Annotated in this window: 1 protein-coding gene; it reads right to left on the reverse strand. The window is 43.8% G+C overall.

Going from position 1 to position 850, the window contains the following annotated elements:
- Positions 1-727, reverse strand: a 727-nt coding sequence (locus ACFP3V_RS24520; RefSeq protein WP_380587423.1) for an IS1380 family transposase, incomplete at its 3' end; no start/stop codon positions are given.
- Between the last annotated feature and the right edge of the window lie 123 nt (positions 728-850).

Raw genomic sequence — 850 nt, forward strand, 5'->3', positions numbered from 1 at the left:
AAACGGATTCCTGTTCACATAGCTCATACAAAGCCGGGACGGCAAAGCCACTGTCACCGCGCAGGAATGGAATGGTTTCCGGAAATGTTTCATTGTAATGTCGAATAACAGGTTCCATAAATTCAACCACGCCGTTGGATGTGTAGACATTCCCGGGCCGCAGCTGTGCTTTCAAAAAGTCACCTGTGACCCCATCAAAAGCCACTAATGGATGGAAACCAACGGTACCATAGTGGGTGTTAAACGCTGCCGACTCCTGATCGCCATACGTATCCGCATGGGTGGAATCCAAATCAAAGATAATGGATTTGGAGCCTCTGCATTGATGAATCTTGTCCAGGATCTCCTGATTGGCCTGATTCATGTGATCGATGGCGTCACGATCAAACCGTGGAAAAAACCGGGAAAGACTGGGTTGAGAAGCCAATGAATCTGTTCCAACGATTTGTGTAAAGACTGGGTCATGTGTCAATTGATCAGCAGCATCATCTTCGTCATAGCCTGCAATCATCTGATACATCTTTTGGCGAAGTAACTGTTCGTTGGAATGCACGGCATAGCGCCTTTCGTCCTTTAGTACCAAGTGCTGATCCAGCGTATGGAAGAAACCAATCTTCTTTTCGAACTCCCGGAATAAAAGTTCACCCGTATCGGAGGAAAGAGAGCCTCCATCATNGTGGTTATTTTGTGGTAATTTAACTCTAGCAGAAATGGATTCTTTTTTCATTTATTTGATGAAAATGTAATTTGGCGAAACCGCTTGGGCGACAAACAATTGCACTTTTCTACTAAGTTTCAATGAATAATTCAGGATGAAATTCATTCTGCTATAAACAAAAAGAGTTGTTCG

Origin of the sequence: Streptacidiphilus monticola, assembly GCF_042658505.1 — a bacterium.
Classification (GTDB): Bacteria; Actinomycetota; Actinomycetes; order Streptomycetales; family Streptomycetaceae; genus Streptacidiphilus; species Streptacidiphilus monticola.